Source organism: Burkholderia sp. GbtcB21, assembly GCF_019091065.1.
GTDB lineage: Bacteria > Pseudomonadota > Gammaproteobacteria > Burkholderiales > Burkholderiaceae > Burkholderia > Burkholderia pyrrocinia_C.
Genome location: NZ_JAGXKA010000021.1, coordinates 75058 through 95085, shown reverse-complemented (window position 1 = coordinate 95085; position 20028 = coordinate 75058). Strand labels below are relative to the sequence as shown.

Here is a 20028-nt window from a genome sequence, read left to right as displayed (position 1 = left end):
ATGGATCGGCGTCTTACTGCCAAGCACGCCACCCTTCATTTCGATCGCGCGTTTGGAGATGACCTCTTTGACGGTCATGTTCGACTGCGTTCCCGAGCCGGTCTGAAACACCACGAGCGGAAAATGCTCGTCTAACGCCCCTGCAATCACTTCATCCGCTGCCTCCGAGATCGGGATGGCGATCGACTCCGGCAACTCGCCGAGCTCGAGGTTCGCGAGTGCCGAGGCCTTCTTCAGGATGCCCATTGCACGGATGATCGACCGCCCCCATTTGAAGCGGGACTGGCCGATCGGAAAATTGACGATGGAACGCTCGGTTTGTGCGCCCCAGTATTTGTTCGACGGGACCTGGATGGAACCCATCGAATCCGATTCGATACGCATGTTCATTGACCTCGATTGAATGGCTCGCAGCAGCGAGCGTTGAACTTGTTCCGTTGGCGAAGCACGGTCCGGATGCATTCGCCGGGCGACGCACGCGACTGTCGGCGCCAGCCTTGCCGGCGGTCTCATCGCGAATCGCGAAAGTGTGCGACCCGCTCGATTTGTTTCGCCGACCGGTTAGGCCCGGAGCACCGATGCCATTTTTCCAAGGTGCTCGCAGGCCCTGATCACATACTCGTCGGACAGCATGCCGATGCGACGGTAATTGATCTTCTGGTTCGATGCATCCGCATAGAGCGTCAACGCATCGGCCGCGTGCCTGAAATGCCGCGCTTCGACGCTTCCGCAATGCACGCTCAGAAATGACGCTATCCGGTTGACCTCGGTCGCCGTAACGGAGAAGGACTCGCGGATCCATTTCTTCCACATCGGCGTCATCAGGTTGTATTCGCCCGTATTGAACAGCTCGGTCATCGCCATCATCTCGATGGCCTCGGTCAGGTCGGGCGCGAGCGGGCGCTTCTGTCCGACCCACGCAGAGAATTCCTTCGTGACGGGATCGAGAAATCGGTCCTGTAGACGCCAATTGTCCGAGCCGCAAATGGCCGTTGCCATCCGGTGATACAGCTTCGAGTGGTGCGGATGTCCATGCAACTCACCGAGGCCGATATCCTCGACGATGATCTCGCCGCAGTGTCGTGCAGCTGTCAGCAGCTTCATTTTGTTCCGTTCGGCATCGAGTGACTCGGACTCCTGCAGGATGCGCACGATGATGCTCGATACGGCATGGGCGGCGCCATCGGGGCTGCGCCAGCCGCAAAAGAACGTACAGAGCGAGTCGGTCGACCATTTGCCCGACGTGATGCCTTCATAGGTCTTTCGGTATTCGTGCAACCTGTCGCGATTGTTTTCAAAGCCGGTCAGCAGCGCGTCGACGAGTTGCCTGTCCTCCACATCGATCAGTGCGTCGTTGACGTAATCGATGAATGCATGCGCCGGATGCTCCATGTCTTCCTCCTCGATTGATGAATCGGGTCGATCCCGACGAGATTTGCCCCGCTAGTGCCGCCCAGGCCAGGGCCTCCCGGCAAGCCGATCGAGCCGGGTGCCGGCATCAACTCGGCCATCGCATTCAGTCGGCGTCGATCTCCGCAACGAACCGCTGGAGACGCGTCAGACCTTCGACCAGCTCTTCGTGCTCGATTGCATAGGAGATCCGGATGCAGTTCGGATCACCGCAGCCGGCGCCGGGAACGACGGCCACGTGCGCTTCCGTCAGTAGCAGCTCGCCGAGATGGTCAACGTCGCGAATCCTTTGCCCGCGGTAATGGCGGCCCAGCTTTTCGGAAACATCGACGAACAGATAGAACGCGCCTTCCGGTGGCGCATAGGTGATCCCCGCGATCCGGTCCAGAAGCGCGCGTGCCGTGTTCAGTTGCTGTTCGAGGAACCGGTTGATCTCTGCGATGAATGCTTCGGAGCCGGACGTGATTGTGCTCAGCGCCGCGTACTGCGACAGGCTGCTGGGGTTTGACGTCGTATGCCCCTGCAGGTTGTGCATCGCGGATATCACGTGTGCTGGTGCACACGCGTAGCCGACACGCCAGCCAGTCACGGCCTGGCTTTTCGAGAACGAGTCGACGAGGATTGTCTGTCGCCTCAGCGGCTCGAACAGCGACAGAATGTTGTGATGCTCATGAGGGTGCCTGACGAGATGCCGGTAGCACTCGTCGAACACCACCCAGATCTGGCGGTCGAACGCGAGCTTCGCAATTCCAAGCAACTGCTCGCGCTGATAGACGGTTCCCGTCGGGTTGTTCGGCGTGTTGATTACGATCATGCGGGTTCTGTCCGTCAGCGCGCTTTCGACCGCACGCCGGGTCAGTCGGTACTGATCGGCCTGCGTGTCGACGCAGACGGCCGTCGCACCGGCGAGCCGGATCTGGGTCGGAAAGGTCTCCCAATAGGGTGTCGGGACAATCACTTCGTCGCCGGGGTTCAGCAGCACCATCGATGCGTTGAAGAGCGCCTGCTTCGCGCCCGCGGTGACGGCGATCTCGTCTGCCGTAAACCCGACGCCGCATCGCCGGCTGACGCTTTCCGCCAGCTTTTCACGAAGCTGGGGCAATCCGATCGGGGGCGTATAGCGATTGCGTCGGCTTTCCACTGCGTCAATCGCACCCGCCTTCATTGGCGGGCAGGCATCGAAAGAAAGCTCTCCGGCGGCGAAATTGATCACCTTGATGCCGCAATCCTTCAATGCGTTTGCTTTGCTGCGCATGCTTGACGTCCCCGGTGCGGTAACGCCCCGCGCACGGTCCGACAACGGCAACTCGATTTTCGGGATGTCGCGTGTATTCATATCGTTGTATGCGAAAACCAATGAAATCAGGCGTGGCGGAAAGGCGAGCCGGTCGCCGGCCGTGCATCGCGCTCACGCGCACGACCGGCGACCGGCGACCGGCAGGTGCGGCGACGCGCCAGACCCTGCCCGGCGTCAGACGAGCGCCTGCGCGCACTCGCGCATGACGGTCGCCTTGCGACGCAGGTAGTCCTGGAACAGAGCTTTCGCGGTCGCCTCGTCGATCGTTACCTGCATCGCGTCTGCGAACGCGTTGACCGCCTGTACGGCATGACCGAAGTGGTTGCTCTCGGTCCCGCCGGTATGTACGGTGACCCACGCGACGATGTGGCGCACGCGATCGGCCGGAATGCCGACGTGCGTGTGGAACCACGATTTGTAGAGGTCGTGGATGAACTCGACTTCGCCGTGCGTGTAGACCTCGTGAACCAACGTGGTGAGGAGGCCGAGGAGGAGATCCCGTTCCTTCAGACGCTGACGGTCCGTCCAGTCCTTGAACGCCTGCGCGGACCGCAGGCACGAGGATTTCAGCAGCCATGTGTCGTCGCCGCACGCAGCCGTCGCCATCGTATAGAAGAGGTCGGCATGGAGCACACCGCCTAGCGCGCCGAGATCCTCGTCGGTGATGCGCTGCAGGCTGGCACATACGTCATGGAGTTGCTTCGACGCCGCCGAACCGGTGTCGGAGCGCGCGAGCAGCGTGATCCGGTTTGCAAGCCCGGAAACGCTCGCCGCGGAATTGTTGGTCCTTGACCAACTGGAGAAAAAAGTGCGAAGGGCCGGCGCCGGATGCCGACGCTCCGTCAATCGATGGAATGCATTTTCAATGTCCTGAAGCGCCCCCTGTTCGGCCGAGAAGGCCGCGACCAGCGCATCCTTCAGGACTCCGCTCTCCATCTCGTGAAGCACCGGCGTGACGATATCGAGCAACCCCGCTTGCGATTGAAACGCTTCCATCCCTTTCTCTCCGGTTCTAGGTGTGGTTTGAAATGAACTACCGAGTCAGACTGATTTCATGCGAACGCGGGTTGCCCGCGCCGGCTGCGGTATTCCCGCGCCAGAAGAAAAACACGAGCACGCCTGCGATCGCCTGTGCGCCGGCGACAAATGCGACGCAGCCCGGCCAGCCCCAGCGATTCCAAGCGGGAACGGGCAGGACCGAGCCGAGACTTCCGCCAAAGTAATAGAAGGAAAGGTAGATGCCGATCGCCGTCGATCTTGCCCCCAGTGCCGCCCTCGAGATGAACGCGTTGGCCGACGCCTGCTCGACAAACACCGCGGTTGAGCTGAGTGCGAGACCGATCAGGATCGCGGTGACACTGCTCGACAGCGTCATCGATGCGCCGACAATTGCGAGCCCGGCAGCCGCGAGCGCGAGGTCGCGCGGGCCGCGTTGCGCCGCGACGCGGCCTGCGAGCGGCGTGACGACGACCGCGACGAGAAACACCGCGTAGATCGCGCCGACCTCGACCGTATTGAAGCCAAACGGCGCACCGGCGAGTCGCAGTCCGACAAAGGTGAACGTCGCGACCTGCGATGCGAGCACGCATGCCCCGACCAAAAACGACGCCAGGAGCGGGCCGCGCGTCATGAGCTTCCAGCGCGGCGTCGACGCGCCATCGTCGTCCGGACGCGCGGCGCCGGACGCCGGCAGGCTCGCGTGGATTGCGAGGCCCGTCGCGAGGCACAGGAACGCAATGAAATCGAGCGCGTGGCGCCAGCCGAATTCGGACGTCAGGACGTTGGTAACGAAGCGCCCGGCGAATCCGCCGAGCGTCGTGCCGGCGACGAAGAGCGCGCTGACCTCCGTTGCCGCATCGCGGCTGAAGATCTCACCGATACAGGCGATCGAGATCGCGAAGATGAACGGCATCAGCACGCCCGCGGCAAAGCGGGCGCTGAGGAACGATGAAAAGCTCGCCGCGTGCGCGGACCAGACGACGGGAAGCGCACACGCCACTGCCGCGCACGAAATTACTGTCCGGCGATCGAAGCGGGCTGCCAGCGCACCGACGAACGGAGCGATAATGGCGACCGCCAAGGTGGTAGCGCTGACGCCTTGGCCTGCTTGCTCGGCGCTCACGTTAAATGTCGCGGCGAGTTCGTGCAGGATGCCCTGAGTCGAATAAAGATTGAGAAAAGCCGCGAATCCGCACAGAAAAAATGCGAATCGGATGGTTCTGTTGCCCACTGGTAACGCCCTATCTAGTTTGTGTGACAGTCTGACGAGTGGGCGAAACGCGTGCCAATACTGTTTTCGTGGCTATTGATACCGAAAAGACATAAATGCTTGACCTGCGCCGCCTCCGCTATTTCGTGACCGTCGCCGATGAATTGCACTTCGGGCGCGCGGCATTGCGTTTGCGTATCGCCCAGCCGCCGTTGACACGCCATATCGCAGCGCTGGAAGCCGACCTCGGTATCCGGTTGTTCGAACGGTCAACGCGCGCGGTCCAGCTCACGCCGGCAGGCGCGCTGTTTCTCGAACATGCGAGGAGCGTCATTCATGCGGTCGGCGAGGCGGAGGAGACAGCGCGCAAGATGGCGCACGGTATGGCCGGCCGAATCGTGATCGGCTATGCGAGCTCTATTCCGATGTCCGACGCGTTCTCGGACATCATCCGCAATGTGAGCCGCAGCATGCCGGAAGTGGAACTGGCATTCCGGGAAGTGTCGACCGCCAACCAGCGACAGCAGATCAGCGACGGCACGATGGACATCGGATTCGGCTGGTCAGCGACGAAGACATCCGGGGAGCGTGTCCGGTCCCTCGTCGTCTCGCGGGAGCCGCTCGTCGCCGTGGTGCCCGCCCAGAGCACCTATGCGGGCAAAACGACGATCGAGTTCCGCGAACTCGCCATGGAGAGTTTCGTCACGTTCCCGTCGGGGTACGGTTCCGCGCTGAACGCGGCGCTGGAGGATCTTTGCGCGCATGCGGGCGTATCGCCGCGGATAGGGGCGACCGCGTCTCAGATTACGACGCTCGTGTCGCTTGTGGCCGCGGAACGCGGTGTCGCGATCGTGCCCAGCTTCACGTCGACGTTGCAACGCTCGGGCGTCGCTTACGTGCCGCTCGCCAGGCCGCACGTTCTCGAACTGGTCGTCACGTGGTCCGAACCGTTCTCGTCGACCTGCGTCGAACGATTCGTCGAGTTCGCCAGGTCGATCGCATTACGCTAGGCGTCCAGCCCCTTCTGTACGTACCACGATAACGGGAGCGTCAGCAGAAGGATCGACGCCAGGGCGAGCAGCGCGGTCGGGACACCCGCTATGTCGCCCAGACGGCCGAACAGGACCGGCGACAGCGCGCCGCCGCCGATCGTGCCCGTATAGAACAACGCGAACGCCTGCTCGCGCTTGCCGGCACCCGCCAGCTCGGGCACGACTCCGTAGAGCACCGACGACGTCCCGTTCAGCGCGAGTCCCAGCAGCGGCAGAATCGCCATCATTGCGAAGAGTGGCGAGAACACCGCGACCACGATCAGCAGCGACGTGGCAGACTCCGTGAGCCACACCGTCTTCATCATCCCGATCCGCACGCCCAGATAGCCGCAGAACAGCTTTCCGAATGCGCCGCCCACGAACAGCAACGTCAGCGCGAGACCGATACCGGCGGTGCCGGCACCCTTGCTTTTCAGCAGGAACGGCAGGAACGTCAGAAAGCCCATCCGCACGGCACTGTCGAGGGTGCCGGTCGCGAGCAGCGCACGCAAGCCGCCGGACGAACCGCTGCCGCTCGCCGCTTTCGGCATCGTCTCGCGCGCCGCATGCGGCGCGCCGCGCGACGGAATCAGCCACCACAGCAGGCCTGCTGAAACCACGCCAAGCACACCGATCAGCGTCGCGCCGGTGCGCCACGTGACGACCGTCAACAGAAGGCCGATCAGGCCTGGTATCAGCGTCTTGCCGATGTCGCCGGAGAAGTTGTACTGGGCCAGCGCCTCCTTCACGCCCCCGCCTGCCTCGTACGAATCGGTGACCATCGAGGACGCGAGCGGGTGCTGCGTGCTCGCGCCCAGTCCGCCCAGCACCAGTGCGACCAGCAGCACCGCCAGCCCGGCGGCCTGACCGGCGATCAGGTAGGCAACGCCTGCGAGCGCGGTCCCCGCCACCAGCATGCGCTCCCGCCCCCATCGCCGCGCTGCCCGACTCGCGAGCAACTGGAAACCCGCCATCACGCCGGAATAGAGCCCGCGTAATAGGCCGATCTGCGCGTAATTGATAGCGAACTGCACTTGCCAGATGGGCAGCAGCACGTAGATGACGTCCGTCAACCCGTCGTGTACGGCGTGCGCGACGCATGCGGCCACCAGCGAGCGGCGACGGGACGCATCGGGGTCATGCTGTGCCTCAAGAGAGAGTTCGCTTTTCAAATCGCTCATTTCGTCTATTGTTGTTCGGAATGTCGGTTGCAGTGCGCTGTAACTCGTTGGGGGTGATCCGCTTGAACACTACTGCTGCTTGAACGGGTCGGGCGTCAGGTATGCCAGACTCGAATGCGGTCGGATGGCATTGTAGTGACACCCAGGCGCCTCGCCTCGATCAGAACATATCGATGAGCCCCGCCGAGACCGCCTTGACGACCGCCTGCACCTTGTTGGTCGCGCCAAGCTTCACGAGGACGTTGTTGACGTGAAAAGTCACCGTCCGCTCCGCGATGCCGAGGATCTGACCGATCTCGCATGCCGTCTTGCCTTCGGCGGTCCAGCACAGCACTTCGCGTTCCCGCGCCGTCAGCACGACGCTTGCCGCTGGCGCAAGCTTCGGCACCATGAAGCCGCTCATCAGCGAATGTGACAGGTTCGCGAGCCAGTCGGTCTGCAGCGTGAGCATGTCGATTTCGGCAGGCGTGAGGCGATCCGCATGGCGCGCGATGCTCAGCAGGCCGAACGCGCCGCGCGCGGCCCAGCTCGACTGCGCGATGCCGACCGACAACCCGGCCTCGCGCGCATCTTCCCACAAAGGGCATGGCGCGACCTCGTCGACGTCCGGCCAGACGATCATGTTGGTGGTGAGCGCGCCGTCGCGGACCGTCGAATCGATCTTGATGTAGTCCTGCGCCTGATAGTGCGCCATCCACCCATCCGGATAGGTGTCGAAGATCGCGACGGCCGATTTCGACACGGGCAGCGGCACCCGGATTCCGTAACAGCAGTATTCGAAGCCCAGGCGCTTCGAATACGCGGCGATCCGCTGGAAGAGCTGCTGCTCGTTCTCCGCGGCGCTGAATTGATGGTAGGCGTCCTGCCAGCGCAGCTCCATTCGTTCTCCGGCTAACTCGCCTGTCCGAGGCGAACATCCATCCCCCGCGGCAACAAGATGCTCAAGCGCGCCCTGCTCCTCTCCACCTGCCCAGCCTTGCGAAACCCCGTCTCATGGGCATATTGCATGCGCGAGATCCAGCAAGGGCAACGCCACTCCAGGCGCTCATCGGCAATTATCGCCGAATCCGGCGCGGCGATCGCCAGGCCTGACTGCCTTACATAAATATTCCAGATACTCGGCGAACGATATTTACCTGCCCATCACTTTCTTACAAAAAAAATGAAAAATCCTTTAATGGCATAAATTTTACAATACGGAAAGGATAGACGGCATCTCTCTGTTAAGAGTATCGCGACTTTTTTTATAACAAGCAGGTGGCTCATTATGCAGCGCTGCACAACCGTGCAGTTGACCATAAGGAGCTTAAAGTGTACGAACATTATGAAGGGAAATCCCGGTCGAACGTTGGCGAAGTCTCGCTTCCGGCATTCGTTGCCGAACGTGTCACACGCTATTATCGCGAACGCGTTCAAGAAAACTGGAACGGTGGCCATATTATGCGAGGACGTCTGCCTGGCCCCGACGCGTTGCATTTGTCGAGCAACGATTATTTGTCGATCGCCCGACACCCCGATATCCTCGAATCGATGTGCGCAAGCATAAAATCCGAGGGTAATGGGATGCTGATGTCTGGCATATTTCTGCACGGTGCATGTCCGCTGCTTGATCTCGAAGACAGGTTCGCCCGCTTCATGGGCTCGGAATCGGCCATTCTTTGCCAATCCGGCTATGCAGCGAATACCGGCTTGCTTCAGTCAATCGCTTCCGCTGAAACGCCCGTATACCTCGACATGATGGCCCATATGTCGCTATGGGAAGGCGTGCAAAGCTCAGGCGCGAAAGCGGTCGGCTTTGCCCATAACGATGTCGACCATCTCGCCCGGCAAATCCGTCGTCATGGCCCTGGCATCGTGGTCGTCGACTCGATCTACAGCACGAACGGCAGCGTTTGCCCGTTGGCCGACGTCGTCGACGTGGCGACAACGGCCGGCTGCGTGCTGGTCGTCGACGAATCACATTCGCTCGGCACGCATGGGCCGGATGGCGCAGGGCTCGTCGTCGGGTTGGGACTGACCGATCGTGTGCACTTCCGCACGGCGAGTCTCGCAAAAGCGTTCGCCGGCCGCGCGGGTGTGATCAGTTGCTCGAGCCGATTCCAGGAGTATTTCAAGTTCGAATCGCGTCCGGCGATCTTCAGCTCGACATTGCTTCCGCATGAAGCCGCCGCCTTGGAGGCCACGATCCTCGTGATCGAAAAGGAAGCGTGGCGGCGCACGCAGGTCGCAGAAAATGCACGGTACCTGCGCGAGCAACTCACGCGACTCGGCTATAACCTGAATGGGAGTGAAACTCAAATCATCGCGCTCGAGTCCGGCACGGAGCAACGGACGATCAAACTACGCGACGCGCTCGAGTCGCATGGCATTTTCGGCTCGGTCTTCTGCGCGCCTGCCACGGCGAAAAACCGTGCGCTAATTCGGCTGTCCGTTCATGCGGCACTTACTCACGACGAGTTGCGGCGGATCGTCCAAGCCTGCGAAGCGATTCGCGATGAGGTCGAGCTCGATGACTGGCCGTCAACACAGCGGATGCGCGCCAGCGCACGCGCGATCGACCGGATAGCGGCCATCAGGCAAGCAGTGTAAGCAACATGAACGCCTAGGCGCAATCACATTGATCCGGGGATTCACGCCCGTGAATCCCCTTTTTCATCTATATGTCGATCAAGGCGGTCGAGATAGTCGTCGTAGGAAACGACGGAACCCAGCTCGAGGCCAGGCGGATTCTTGATGACGCTGCACGTATAGACTTGCTGGCCTCGCACGACCGTCGCGGAATGCATGTACGACTGCCACGACGTGCACGCGATCGGATAGTACCCCTCCGAATCTGGAAAGTAAGGCGCACGATGGCCACTGTCGAGCTCGGCGAGAAACGCGGCGGGCGCGCCACGCTCGACGGCGATTTCGCGGGTCGCGCGCAGCGCATCCTCGGTGTGCACGAGAAGCAGATAAGGCGTGCCTGCACTATCGAGCATCACGAGCCCCGTCGGGCGTGTCGACAGGTAATGCTCGACAATGCCGAGCTCGCGAAAGATTTCCGTCGCCTTCGCGGCGAATGCCGGATCAACCAGAAACCGGTACTCGGACAAGCCGAGCGCTTCGATGACCGTGCGTTGCGTCTGGTGCAGATACGCGCGCTTCAGCTCGTCGATCGCTTCATTGAGGACGGAAACGGCGTGAACATCCTGTTTGCGAATGAACCGGTCAATGAGGCCTTCGTTGAAGCTCTTGACGGCCAGCTGTTCATTGGCCTTCCCGGTAAGAATGATCTTCTTGATGGCCGGATTGGCGATGCGCCGGCAGACTTCCAGGCCGTTCATGCCCGGCATGTCATAGTCGACGACGACAACCGACGTCCGCTCGAATCGCCGCGCGTTGTGCATTTGGCGTCGGATCGCGTCGATCCGAATTGCGATCACCTCGTGGGCGTCGCTCTGTTCCGTCCGATCGTGATAGCGGCACAGGAAGTCTTCGGCGGCGAGCGGCTGGATCGCTTCGTCGTTGATAACGCTGATCGCGCGCTCTGCCGAATGGAAGAAGCGAAATGCCAATTGCGTGTCGAGCTGCAAGCTCAGATTGGCGAGAAAGGATGCACTGTCGTCAATGAAGCCGACCGTGGTCGGGAATGCGAAGGGTTCGATCATGATCATCAGGGTAACGGGAAGGTCAGTACAAACTGTGTGTACGCGTTCTTCGTCGACGTGCACTCGATCGTTCCACCGATTGCCCGCATAACATCACGACAGAAGGCCAATCCGATCCCGGCACCGAGCGAGACATCATCGTTGATCACCGACGAGGTGTAAAAACGCGTAAAGATGTGAGGCAGCGCGTCGGGCTCGATTCCCGACCCGTTATCGCGAAACACAAGACGGTTCGCCTGCTCCGAGCGGTAGAGCCAAATCGAAATGTTGCCATTGTCGATGCCGCTCAACGAGCGCAGCGCATTTTTGATGAGATTGAACAGCACGTGTACTATCAGCGTCTCCGAACCTTGAAACTCGAAGTCGTCAACGAGATCACAGCGGATTTGGTCGCGCTCGACTCCGCGAAACGGGTAGCGATGCAGGGTCGTTTCAACGCAGCGCGCGATTGAGCAGCGCTCGGGCCTTTGATCGAAGCCGCCGGTAAAACGCGCATTGACGAGTAACATGTCGATCACCGAATTCGACAGCAACGCCTCTTGTTCGATCCGTTCAAGTACGCCGTGCATCGACGACAGATGCGCGAAGCGGATTTTCGGAATGTGAAGGCCGCTGCGCTGCGCGAGGTCGTAGCTGGCGAGCAACTGAGGCAAAAAACGGCTCAGCCCCGCTGCGCCGGCACGGATCGCCAGGAGCGGCGTGCGAAGCTCATGCGCGACGCTGCCCGCGGTGGCGACCATCGCGCGCTCCTGCTCGAATCGAATGCGTGCCGTGTCGTAGTTGGCTACGGCACCGATGAGGATCGCGAACGCAAGGATAGCGAGATGCGCGAAATAAGGCGTGCCGAAATGAACCGGCGCCGTGGTCAGGCAATAGGCGACGACGGCCAGGCTGACGCCCGCGACGAAGCTAAGTAGCAGCATGAGCCAATCAAGCAGCAGCACCGCCACGAACGCGGCGATCAGGCTGCTCTCGACCCAAACCTGCGAGCCATCATTTTTCAACAACATGAACGTGAAGAAAAATGGTAGCGCATAGAGAATAATGGCGTACCAATAGTAGGGCAGAAACCCGCGCACGGCAGCCGGCCAGCGGTGATGAAACAGGACGGGCAGAAAGAGTATCGATCCGATGAGCCGCAGCGATAGATTCTCGTAGCGTTGCGGAAAGACTTCGTGCCAGATGTAGTAATAGAGCGGAAAGCCGATAATGGCGACGATCGCGAACGGACGCAGTCGCCCCTCGACATATTGCATATTGCGCAATGCCGGTTCAAACGCTTTATGGATGCTGCGCTGCAGCGAATTGCTCCGGCGCTGAACGTGCATGCTGCTTCTCTCTCCAAATTTGTGTTTTTGATATGCCTTCAGCCTTATTCGCCCTCGTCGAAATTTGAAGAATTCAGGCATTGGCAAATATACTGGCTTCCCGCAGTTCCCTCGCCAGCATGTTATCAGCAAAGCGTCGCCACAAACGCCTCTCTCGGCTGATTAGTCGGCACCGGCAGAGCTTCTGCTTCGGCCGGCGAGTGTTGTTGCCGATTGATTTTAGAAGCCAGCGGCGCTTTTACCGTTCGGCCCATTTTAGCGTGGGTATCTCGATGGCCTACAGGTTAGGCCGCGGTCCCGGCGAATGCCAGGCTGCGTGAGGATTAGTTGATACACTCGCATTGACTCAGACCGGCAGCTTCGCGGCCAGGCCTGCGACACGTTGCCACGATGGCGCTACCCGGTCAGCTTCGACCTACGGCGGATATCATCGGACTCCAGCCAGGCTCGACGGACCGTGGCCGGAGGCTGGTAGCGGCCGACGGCGTCGCCGTGATCGCATGACGCGGCGCCAGCCGCTCGTTCGTACGATGCGACCACTGTCGCATGAACGGCCGGCCGACCCGCGTCAGTTCTCGCCATCCGCCGGGCGTGCACACCGAGCCCGCTCGATACATGCGCACAGCGCTTCCGCGATCGCGTCGAGCGGTGTGCCCGGCCCGAAAGCCGCCGCGACGCCCTTCGCCTTCAGATGGCGAATATCCGCGGCCGGAAAGATTCCGCCCAACACCACCGGAATCCCGGCGCGATGCAATGCCGGTTCGTCGAGCAGCCCTTCGACGAGCTCGAGGTGAGCGCCTGACAACGACGAAATGCCTACGATATCGGCGCCATGCGCGTGCGCGGCAGCCGCCACGGATGCCGGCTGCTGAAACAGCGGCAGGCGGACGACATCGAATCCGGCGTCCTCGAGTGCGGCTGCGACGACGGCCGCTCCGCGGTCGTGTCCATCCTGGCCGAGCTTGGCGATCACGATGCGCGGCCTGCGTCCCACACGTTTCGCCAGTCGGTCGACGCAGCCCTTCGCCGCCCTCCAGGCGGCGTCGCCTCGCCGATTTTCGCCGTAGACGCCCTCACCGTCCGCTTCCACCGCCGCGGCATGCCGCGGCCATACCGATTCCAGCGCGCGAGTACACTCCCCGACGGTCGCACGTGCCCGCATGCAGTCGATCGCCAGTGCGAGCAGGTTTCCGGCGCCGTCGCGCGCCGCGTCGGTCAGCCGCTGCAACGCCGTCGCCACCCGCGCCGGATCGCGCGCGGCCTTGACGGCTGCGATCCGCCGCGCCTGCACGGCCCGAACGTGACGGCCGTCCGTCTCGCGCACCATGAGCTCGCCCGCCGGTTCGTCCGCGACGAAACGGTTCACGCCGACCACGGTCCGGCGCCCGGAATCGACCTGCGCCTGCGTCGCGACCGCGGCACGCTGCAAGCGCCGCTTGACCCAGCCGGACTCGATCGCGGCGATCACACCGCCCTGCGCGTCGATGGCAGCCAGCTCGGCGCGCACGCGTGTCGCGATGCCGTCCGTCAGCGACTCCATCATGTACGAGCCGGCCCACGGATCGATCGTGTCGCACAGCCCCGTTTCATGCTGCAGAATCAGCTGCGTGTTGCGTGCGAGGCGTGCCGCCGCCGCGGAAGGCAGCGCAAGCGCTTCGTCGTACGCATTCGTGTGCAGCGACTGCGTGCCACCGAACGCCGCAGCCATCGCCTGCGCCGTCACGCGAACGATGTTGTTTTCCGGCTCCTGTGCCGTCAACGACCATCCCGATGTCTGGCAATGCATGCGCAGTGCGCACGCCCGGGGCGAATGCGCGCCGCACGCGTGTGCGATCTCCGCCCACAGCAGACGCGCCGCGCGCAGCTTGGCGATTTCCGTATAGAAATCGCTGCCGACGCCGAAGAAGAAGCTCAGACGGGAGCAGGCCTCATCCGCAGGCATGCCGCGTGCGGCCAGCGTGTCGACGTACGCGCGCGCGTTCGACAGCGTCAACGCGAGTTCGAGCACGGCATCGGCACCGGCTTCCTGGAAGTGATATCCCGACACCGACAGCGCATTGAAACGAGGCGCATGCCGCGCCAGCCACAACGCGACATCGGCGACGATCCGCATCGACGGCGCCGGCTCGAAGATCCACGTATTGCGGACCATATACTCCTTCAGGATGTCGTTCTGAATCGTCCCGCCGATCCGGGCGGGCGGCACGCCCTGCGCCTCGGCGGCCACGATGAACGCCGCCATGATCGGCAAAACCGCGCCATTCATCGTCATCGACACGGTCGTGCTGTCGAGCGCAATGCCGTCGAACAGCCGCACCATGTCCTCGACCGTATCGATCGCGACGCCGGCCACGCCGACATCGGACCGCGCCTCGGCGCAATCCGAGTCGTAGCCTCGCTGCGTCGCCAGGTCGAATGCCACCGACAGTCCCTGCGCGCCCTGCTCGAGCGCCGTGCGAAACGCGAGATTGGAATCCGCTGCGTCCGCGTGCCCCGTGTATTGCCGGATCGTCCATGGGCGATCGGTATACATCGACGCGTACGGCCCGCGCACATAGGGCCACGCTCCGGGCATGCCGTCGAGATGCGCGACGGCTTCGAGATCGTTCTGCGTGTAGAGTTTCCGCAGCGGCACCGCGCGCGCGTCTCGACCGTTCGGCGCGACGTTCTCCACGTCGGCGCCCGGCTCCATGAATGCGGCTTCGTTCATGGCCGACTCCAGCGCTTTTGCGTGATCACGTCGGCAATCTTGGCCCCGTCGCTGTCGCGCACGATTTCGCTCCAGTGCAGCAGGCCACCGGCATCGGATCGTGCGCGCGCGAAACGCACGGTCAACGAATCGCCAATGTCGAGATTCCCATGAAAGTACAGTTGACGCGCCGCCAGTACCGGCGCGTGCTCGAAGCGGTAATGCTGCCATTCCGCGCGGTCGACGAATGCCTGAAAGCTGGCGAAGTAAAGCAGGTCCGCACCATTGAAATCCATGTTCGGGCACGGCAGGAACGAGACGCTTGCGCCATCGCCCTCCGCGAGGCCGGCGAGCGCCGGCACGATCGACGCATCCCGCACCCGCAACTTCTTCGCGTGTTCCGCCATCGACAGCGCATCGGCAGGCACCGGACCGGTGCGGCCGTCGACGCCGCTCATCCGGGCCTTCGCCACCGAGCGGTTGCTGCCGGCATGTTCGCGCGTGACGAACGCCGACATCATCCGCACGATACCGACCTCGTCGTCGCCGCACCGGATCCGCTGCTCGCTGAAATGGCGAATCGGGCCGACCCTGCGAAGCGCGACATGAAGCGCGAATGTGTCGCTCTCGCGAATCGCATGACGGCGGTTCATGTCGACGCGCACCGCAACGAACGACGCATAGGCACGCCGCCCCTCATCGTCGAAGAACTCGGGGACATCGCGGCCGCTATGCGCGGCAAGCGCGTCCCAGTGACGCTGCCCGCACTCCTTGAGCAGCCAGTTTTCCGCGAGCCCCGTGTGCGCGAGTTGCGGCATGCCGGCCCGATAGCGATGGATGGCGGTATGCATCGGCGTCAGGCGGCCACGCTTTCGGCCGAGCGCCGCGCGGCCGTCATCTCGGCCTGGATCAGGTCGACGATATGGGCGGCATCGCGCGCAACCCCGGAGAATCGCCCCGAACCCCACGTGTATAGCCAGGGCAGCCCGACGAAGTAGAGCCCCGGAACCGGCGTCACGCCGCGCCGGTGCGCGGGATAGCCGCGGCCATTGAATACCGGTGCATCCAGCCAGCTGAAATCCGGGGTGAAACCGATGCACCAGACGACCGATGCGATGCCGCTGGCCGCGAGATCGAGCGCCGTGCGCTCGGCGGCCGGACGCCACACGGGTTCATAGCGCGTCGCAGGCGGCGCCGCGATCCCATACTTCTCGATATGGGCGTCGATGCCGGCATTGATCCTGTTGTACGTATCGTCGGCGCTGTCGAGCTGCGCCGACAGATCCGCGGAGAATCGGAACTGCCCGTCGGCAAAATCCTCCAGCCGGCCATACAGCTCCATCCCTTCGGCGGCAAAGCGGCGCAGATCGATATCGCGCCCGCCATCGCGGCCGGTCACATAGTGGTTGGTGTTGTCGCGCACGCCTTCGCGCAGCGGATGCGCATCGACCGGCATGTCGTAGTACTGCATGTCGGCCAGCCAGTCGACGACGTCCCTGCCCCGGTAGAAACGGGCACAGCGAGGCGCATCGCCAACCGCGAGAAACACCTTTCGCCCGGCGAGATGGAGGTCTTCCGCGATCTGCGCGCCCGACTGCCCCGATCCGACCACGAGAACCGGTCCGTCCGGCAACGCGGCTGGATTCCGGTATTCCGACGACTGGATCTGCACGATCGTTGCCGGAAGCCGCTCGGCCATCCGCGGCACGATCGGTCGATGGTAGCCGCCGGATGCAACGACAACCTGATCCGCGGTGTACGCGCCGCGCGACGTCGCGATGCGATAGCGTCCGTCCGCGTCGCGCGTCACACGTTCGACGGCGGTGTGTTCCAGCACAGGTGCATCGACGCTTCGGATGAAGCCGTCGAGATAGTCGACGATCTCGTCCTTCGTCATAAAGCCGTGCGGATCGGCACCGCGATACGGATAGCCCGGCAGCGCGCACTGCCAGTTCGGCGTCACGAGACAGAACGCGTCCCAGCGCTGCTTGCGCCACGTGTGCGTCACGGTCTCTTTTTCGAATACGAGATGATCGATACGTGCCTGCTTCAGGTAGTAGCTGATCGACAGTCCTGCCTGTCCGCCGCCGATGACGGCTACGCCGAGATGGGCATCGATATTCGGGAGGCTGGATGAAACAACGGGTTCGCTTGACATGATGCAGTCCTGAATATGTGTTGAAGACGACGATGGATTCCTGCGTGGCGGACGCCTCAAACGAGTTCGATGACGGTCACGGTCGCGTCGCCCTGCGGCGCAAACCGTTCCGCGTGTGCTTCGATCCGTGCCAGCTCGTCCATCGCGGCCGAGCACGCGAACCCGTATTTCTCGCGTACGCGATCGGACGCGATACCCAGCGCGCGTCGGGCGCGCTCGACGAAGTCGTCGAGCGCGTATCGCGTGCCGGGCGTGAAGAATTCCGACACGACGGTCGAAGGCGAATAGCAATTGGTTTCCGACTGATCGGGCCAACGAACCCGAAAATGCATGACCGGCATGATTCCTCCTCACTCGGCGGACGACGCTTGCGCACGCTGCGCCAGCCTGTCCAGGTAGATATCCAGATGTTTGCGCGCACTCGCTTCCCATGTGAAGCGGTTCAGCAATGCGGGGACGGCATGTGCGAAATCGGGAGCACGCCGTCCCGAGAGCGCATCGCGCAGCGCGTCGGCGATCGAATCCACGTCGGCGGGATCGGCCCATACACACGCGTGCTCGTCCAGATACTCGGTGAAGGGTTCGATTTCGGACACGACGACGGGCTTTCCGCAGGCGAGCCCCTCGAGCACGACCAGACCGAATCCCTCGCGGATCGACACCATCGACACCACATCGGCGCAGTGCATCAGCGCGACCAGCGCCGCGTCGTCGAGCGGCCCCGTCGTCACGACGGGTTCGTCGACGCCGATCCCCAGCCCGAGCGCGGCGGCGCGCGCGACGAATCGGCGCGCGTACGCGTCGTGGTCAAGCAGGCTCGCGCCGCCGCCGATCACGAGCCGTGCACCGGGCAACGTGCTGCGCAGGCGTGCGAACGCCTCGAGCAACGCGATCGAGTTTTTTCGCTGCTCGATCCCGCCGACCGCCAGGACAACCGGCCCGCTGCCCAGGCCGAACCGCTGCCGCACTGCCTGCATGTCCCCATGGTCCGCACCAGCGAACCGGGCGACGTCGACGCCGTTGGGCACCACGCTTGCGTCGATTCCGAACTTCTCGCGCATCGTGACCGCCCAGGCAGCGCTCACGCACAGCACCTGGTCCGCCTCTCGCCACGCGCGTTCCTGCCAGCGCTCGAGCTGCGGGTCGTCGAATACGTCGAGGTGATGCACGGTCCGTACGAACCCGTCGATTGCGCCTGACTGCTTCAGTTCGGCCAGTGCATTGCCCGTGATGCTGTCCTGCGCATGCAGGACGTCGAATCCGCCCGCATCGTGCTCCAGCAATGCGCGCCTGATCGCGGCAATCCGCGCGGACACCATTTCCGCGACGCCGCGCGGACGGCCATCGACGCGTGCCAGCACGACGCGGCACGGGACATCGCGGAACATCGCCTCACCCGGCGCGGCCGGCGCAAATACGGTGACGTCGCTTCCCGCCAAGTGCAGCGCACTGGCCAGTTCAAGTGCGTGCACGACACCGCCACGCGGATTGACCGAGTGGGTAAGAAGCGCTATGCGCAACGCGTCGCGACTCATCGGGCACCTCCGCTGACGCCGGTAATAAACGGCTCGATCCGGAAATCCCACAGCACCGCCGATTTGCCAGCCTCTTCGACGACGACCTCACGGGTTGTGTCGATATCGCCGATCACCGCGCACGCGAGCCCGCGCGCGGCGAAGCGCTCCACGATCGTGTCGACATGCGCCGGCCGGGCCGCCATCAGGAATCCGTAGCTCGGAAAGGCCGTCAGCCAGCGATCGAAGTCGACGCCGGGCGGACGCGGGATCGCGTCGAGTTCGATGCGCGCACCGACGCGCGAGCACTCGACGAGCATCAACGCCGTACCGAGCACGCCCGCCATCGAGATATCCTTCGCGGCATCGCACAGCCCGTCTTCAGCCAGTGCCGGCAGAATCTCGAGATCGCCGCGCAGCCGGGCCGGCGGCGCGCCGACCGACGCATTCCAGAACGGATACGGATCCTCGAACGCGCCGCGCAGGTCGACCGCCATCATCAGGCGATCGCCCGGCCGCGCGCTGAAGCTCGACAGCAGCGCACGCGCCCGACCCAGGATCGATACGGCCAGCTGCCCCTGCGCGCTGCGCGTGTTGCTGTGGCCGCCGACGATCGGTACGCCATACGCCGACGCAGCCGCGGCCATCCCGGCGAGCACCGGCTGCGCGGCGTCGATCCCGTCGCTCCACAACGCATCGACGACGGCGATCGGCCGCCCACCCATCGCGTAGATGTCGCTGACATTCGCCATCACGCCGCTGTACCCGGCGAACCACGGCATCGACTCGACGAAATCGCCGACCATGCCCTCGATCGCAAACAACAGGTAGCCGTCCGCGTCCGGAATCGCCGCGCAGTCGTCACCGAGCGCGACGGCCTGAGCGAGATCCCGCTCGCCGTTCGGCAATGCCGCTGCGAGCGACGCAACCACGCCGGAAATGTCGTGCTTGTGCTGGAAGCCCCGGCTTGCGCGCAGCGTTGCGATACGATCATCGACACTCATGGCCGCCCCTCCGAGCGCAGGACGAAGCCCGCGTACGGCGTGCCACACGGCGGATAGTGCGCAAGTTGCGCCTGCATCAGCTGGTGAGGGCGGCCGAACAACGTTTCCTCGCCGAGCGCATCCCAGTGAAGCCGACGAAACAACGGCACGTTCTGCGATTGCACGTGCGCGACGAATGTACGGCAACCTTCGGCATGCGCGCTGCTGACGGCCAGCGCGATCAGCATCGAGCCGATCCTGCCCTGCCGGCGAAACGCGGGGTGTACCGCCAGCCGCGAACCCATCCAGGTTCCGGGGACGGTTTCATGAATCCGCACCGTGCCGACCACTTGCTCGGGCAACCCTGCGCAGCAGCTGACCGCGACCAGCAATTGCGCGTGACGATCGATATCGTCGCGATCGTCGCCGACGAAGATCCCCTGCTCGACGCAGAATACGGCCCGGCGCAGCTTGTACGCCTCGTCGATTTCCCACGGAAGCTCCGCCCATTTGATCCGGTACTCCGAAGGCCGATACGTGCCGCGGCTGTCGGCCAGGCCCATCTCTGCGCAGTACAT

At 63.2% G+C, this 20028-nt stretch carries 18 protein-coding genes and 1 pseudogene; 3 read left to right on the top strand and 16 right to left on the bottom strand.

Going from position 1 to position 20028, the window contains the following annotated elements; translation table 11 throughout:
• The 5 genes from KVT39_RS32535 to KVT39_RS32515 all read right to left on the bottom strand — a co-directional run.
• Positions 1-384, bottom strand: a 384-nt coding sequence (locus KVT39_RS32535; RefSeq protein WP_254640711.1) for a lyase family protein, incomplete at its 3' end; no start/stop codon positions are given.
• 177 nt (positions 385-561) lie between these two features.
• A complete protein-coding gene (locus tag KVT39_RS32530; protein WP_217590996.1) occupies positions 562-1392 on the bottom strand; it encodes a hypothetical protein in 831 nt (276 codons plus the stop codon).
• Positions 1393-1516: 124 nt separating this feature from the next.
• Positions 1517-2746: a pyridoxal phosphate-dependent aminotransferase gene (locus tag KVT39_RS32525; protein WP_105390888.1), complete on the bottom strand. Its 1230-nt coding sequence runs from the start codon at positions 2744-2746 to the stop codon at positions 1517-1519.
• Between the two features lie 135 nt (positions 2747-2881).
• Positions 2882-3703, bottom strand: a complete 822-nt coding sequence (locus tag KVT39_RS32520) for a hypothetical protein (protein ID WP_131946411.1) — start codon at positions 3701-3703, stop codon at positions 2882-2884.
• Positions 3704-3740: 37 nt separating this feature from the next.
• Positions 3741-4937: an MFS transporter gene (locus KVT39_RS32515; RefSeq protein ID WP_217590995.1), complete on the bottom strand. Its 1197-nt coding sequence runs from the start codon at positions 4935-4937 to the stop codon at positions 3741-3743.
• Positions 4938-5032: 95 nt separating this feature from the next.
• On the opposite strand from KVT39_RS32515, the gene KVT39_RS32510 reads away from it, so the two are divergent.
• Positions 5033-5926 carry a LysR substrate-binding domain-containing protein gene (locus KVT39_RS32510; protein ID WP_217590994.1) on the top strand — a complete coding sequence of 298 codons (894 nt, stop codon included), beginning with the start codon at positions 5033-5035 and terminating at the stop codon, positions 5924-5926.
• Here the strand turns inward: KVT39_RS32510 and KVT39_RS32505 are convergent.
• Together KVT39_RS32505 and KVT39_RS32500 are read right to left on the bottom strand one after the other, a co-directional pair.
• Complete coding sequence (locus KVT39_RS32505; RefSeq protein ID WP_034182264.1) at positions 5923-7128, bottom strand: MFS transporter; 1206 nt, start codon at positions 7126-7128, stop codon at positions 5923-5925. The genes KVT39_RS32510 and KVT39_RS32505 overlap by 4 nt on opposite strands.
• Before the next feature lie 160 nt (positions 7129-7288).
• Positions 7289-8008 (bottom strand): autoinducer binding domain-containing protein, encoded by a 720-nt coding sequence (locus tag KVT39_RS32500; RefSeq protein ID WP_034182265.1) that lies wholly within the window; start codon positions 8006-8008, stop codon positions 7289-7291.
• A gap of 10 nt (positions 8009-8018) precedes the next feature.
• Between KVT39_RS32500 and KVT39_RS38140 the strand changes: the two are divergent.
• Both KVT39_RS38140 and cqsA read left to right on the top strand, forming a co-directional pair.
• A pseudogene (locus KVT39_RS38140) lies at positions 8019-8170 on the top strand (IS110 family transposase); the annotation flags it as partial.
• Positions 8171-8439: 269 nt separating this feature from the next.
• On the top strand, positions 8440-9717 hold the full coding sequence (gene cqsA, locus KVT39_RS32495; RefSeq protein ID WP_217590993.1) for an alpha-hydroxyketone-type quorum-sensing autoinducer synthase: 1278 nt from the start codon (positions 8440-8442) through the stop codon (positions 9715-9717).
• A 41-nt stretch (positions 9718-9758) separates the two neighbouring features.
• On the opposite strand, the gene KVT39_RS32490 is transcribed toward cqsA, so the two are convergent.
• The 9 genes from KVT39_RS32490 to KVT39_RS32450 all read right to left on the bottom strand — a co-directional run bounded on the left by KVT39_RS32490 (position 9759) and on the right by KVT39_RS32450 (position 20028).
• Positions 9759-10784, bottom strand: a complete 1026-nt coding sequence (locus tag KVT39_RS32490; protein ID WP_131946417.1) for a response regulator — start codon at positions 10782-10784, stop codon at positions 9759-9761.
• Entirely contained in the window at positions 10784-12106 is a 1323-nt protein-coding gene (locus KVT39_RS32485; protein WP_254640708.1) for a sensor histidine kinase KdpD, read from the bottom strand. Before KVT39_RS32485 ends, KVT39_RS32490 begins: the two co-directional genes overlap by 1 nt.
• A gap of 568 nt (positions 12107-12674) precedes the next feature.
• Complete coding sequence (gene scpA / locus KVT39_RS32480) at positions 12675-14816, bottom strand: methylmalonyl-CoA mutase (protein WP_217590992.1); 2142 nt, start codon at positions 14814-14816, stop codon at positions 12675-12677.
• Positions 14813-15646, bottom strand: a complete 834-nt coding sequence (locus KVT39_RS32475) for a Pnap_2097 family protein (RefSeq protein WP_105390895.1) — start codon at positions 15644-15646, stop codon at positions 14813-14815. The genes scpA and KVT39_RS32475 overlap by 4 nt, the downstream gene beginning before the upstream one ends.
• 5 nt (positions 15647-15651) lie before the next feature.
• Positions 15652-16953, bottom strand: coding sequence for an MSMEG_0569 family flavin-dependent oxidoreductase (locus KVT39_RS32470; RefSeq protein WP_217590999.1), 1302 nt, complete (start codon positions 16951-16953; stop codon positions 15652-15654).
• A gap of 56 nt (positions 16954-17009) precedes the next feature.
• On the bottom strand, positions 17010-17294 hold the full coding sequence (locus tag KVT39_RS32465) for an MSMEG_0570 family nitrogen starvation response protein (RefSeq protein ID WP_175749108.1): 285 nt from the start codon (positions 17292-17294) through the stop codon (positions 17010-17012).
• A gap of 9 nt (positions 17295-17303) precedes the next feature.
• On the bottom strand, positions 17304-18488 hold the full coding sequence (locus KVT39_RS32460) for an MSMEG_0565 family glycosyltransferase (RefSeq protein ID WP_217590991.1): 1185 nt from the start codon (positions 18486-18488) through the stop codon (positions 17304-17306).
• Positions 18485-19471 carry a sll0787 family AIR synthase-like protein gene (locus KVT39_RS32455; protein WP_217590990.1) on the bottom strand — a complete coding sequence of 329 codons (987 nt, stop codon included), beginning with the start codon at positions 19469-19471 and terminating at the stop codon, positions 18485-18487. The genes KVT39_RS32460 and KVT39_RS32455 overlap by 4 nt, the downstream gene beginning before the upstream one ends.
• Positions 19468-20028 (bottom strand): MSMEG_0567/Sll0786 family nitrogen starvation N-acetyltransferase, encoded by a 561-nt coding sequence (locus KVT39_RS32450; protein ID WP_131946316.1) that lies wholly within the window; start codon positions 20026-20028, stop codon positions 19468-19470. Before KVT39_RS32450 ends, KVT39_RS32455 begins: the two co-directional genes overlap by 4 nt.